Origin of the sequence: Azospirillum isscasi (assembly GCF_030849505.1) — a bacterium.
In the GTDB taxonomy this organism is placed as follows: Bacteria; Pseudomonadota; Alphaproteobacteria; order Azospirillales; family Azospirillaceae; genus Azospirillum; species Azospirillum isscasi.
The window spans coordinates 1-2,046 of record NZ_JAUJFI010000329.1; the positions used below are offsets into that span (position 1 = coordinate 1).

Consider the following 2,046-nt stretch of genomic DNA (forward strand, 5'->3'; position numbering starts at 1 on the left):
ATCGATCAGATCGCCGCTTCCGCGTCTTCATCGCAACCTCCCTCCTCAGGCCGTTGCGACGACCGCTTGAATCCGCCTTGTGACCCGCGGTCGCTATGATGAATGAGGCCGCTGCCTTTGGCCGGCCGGCGGGCGTGCAGCGCCTGCTCCAGGGCGTCCAGCACGAAGCTGGCGTGGGCAGTGCGCGACACCCGCCAGCCGACAATGCGGCGGGCAAACGTGTCGATGACGAAGGCCACATAGACGAAGCCCTGCCACGTGGCGACATACGTGAAATCGGCCACCCACAAGGCATTCGGGCGGGGTGCCTGGAACTGGCGGTTCACCCGGTCGAGCGGACAAAATGCCGCCCGGTCGCTGATCGTGGTGCGCACCGCTTTGCCGCGTGTCGCGCCCCTCAGGCCCATGGAGCGCATCAGGCGGGCCACCGTGCAGCGCGCCACATCGAGGCCTTCCCGCCGCAACTGCCGCCAGACTTTCCGGACCCCGTAGACCTGGAAGTTCTCATCCCAGACCCGTCGGATAGCCAAACTCAGCTCGGCGTCGCTTCGCGAGCGGGCCGGCGCCTTGGCTGGATCGGCCCGCCGGGCGGCATGGGCGCGGTAGGTGGACGGGGCGATCGGCAGCACTTTGCAGATCGGCTCGACCCCGTGGACGGCGCGATGCGCGTCGATGAAGGCGATCATTTCTTGAACGGGCGGTCGAGATCCGCCTGAGCAAAATACGCCGATGCCTTACGCAGGATCTCGTTCGCCTGGCGCAGTTCGCGGTTCTCACGTTCCAGCGCCTTGATCCGCTCCTGCTCGTCGGTCGTCGGGCCGGGCCGCTTCCCCTGGTCGCGCTCGGCCTGCCGGACCCAGCCGCGCAGTGTTTCGGCCGTGCAGCCGATCTTCGCCGCGATCGAGCCGATCGCCGCCCACTGCGAGGCGTGATCCCCTTCGTGCTCGAACACCATCCGCACCGCGCGTTCGCGGACTTCAGGAGCGTATTTGCGTGATGCCGCTTTCGTTATGATAACCCCATTCTCTCAAGAAACGGGGCCTCCGGGAAAACCGGAGCGGTTCATTGTTCCCAGAGCTTCACACGTTGGATTGCTCCTTCGCATGTCCGGGTAGCAGCACTTGGGTGGACAAGGTTCCTTCATAGGACACTCCAACATCAAACCTTGCGGGCTATCAGGGAGGTGTGATCCCCAACAACCCTCAGGTCACACGCCAGCGGTCGGCGATCTGGAGGGCATCCGGCGCACCACGTGCCGCCCCCTCGGCGTAGGCGCCGGCACGGTCGCGCGTGACGATGGTGACGCTGGGATGGGCAGTCAACCATGCCGCCAGCGTGTCGGCGCTGCGGTCGGGCAGCAGGTCGATGACGCACCGGCGTTCGAGGTCGCACAGGATCGTTCCATACCGATGGCCCTTGCGCCAGGCCCAGTCATCCACTCCGAGAACCGTCACCGGGGCGGCCGGCGTGCCGCTGGCGGCGCGCACCCGGTCGGTCTGGCGCGCCCGCGGGCGGGCGACGCCGGGCAAGGGTTCGCTGAAGGTGCGGCACGGACAGGCGGCCTCGGAGCAGCGGAAGCGCCGGACGCGGACCAGCAAAACGGTGGGGCGGCCGAAGCACGCCACATCACCAAGGCTGCGCTAGTAGGCGCCGTGAATGCGGCGTGACGGCGTGCCGCAGCCGGTGCAGGACACCGAGGCGGCAGCCGGCTGTGCCCGCACGGTGATCCGATGAAGGCCGTGATCGATCTGATCCAGGATCTCGAGGTTGGGGAGAAAGCCAATCGAGTGCAGAGAGATGTTCAAGAACGCGACCATGAGAAAGGAGGGTTCCTTCCATATGGCGTTCCTGGCCCACGAGAGACTGCGCCTAATGTAACGCTATTCAGCGCTGCCAACTCAACTTCTGCTTGGTCAAACGAAACTTAGCAGGTCGCGGAAAAACGAACATATTTCGGCTTTTTGCCCCCGCTGAGGCTTGGAAATGGCGTTTCCGCCGCCCGTTTTTGTCAGAATGGAGCGCCTTTTCGCGCTCCGAGACGCTCGG

Annotated in this window: 2 pseudogenes and 1 other annotated feature; both pseudogenes read right to left on the reverse strand. The window is 65.4% G+C overall.

The features are described from left to right. Nucleotides 1-29 precede the first annotated feature (29 nt). A pseudogene (locus tag QSG27_RS28745) lies at nucleotides 30-955 on the reverse strand (IS3 family transposase); the annotation flags it as partial. Further along, nucleotides 612-728 (reverse strand) — a sequence feature (AL1L pseudoknot). It overlaps the preceding pseudogene by 117 nt. 253 nt (nucleotides 956-1,208) lie before the next feature. Continuing rightward, a pseudogene (locus QSG27_RS28750) lies at nucleotides 1,209-1,817 on the reverse strand (transposase); the annotation flags it as partial. Between the last annotated feature and the right edge of the window lie 229 nt (nucleotides 1,818-2,046).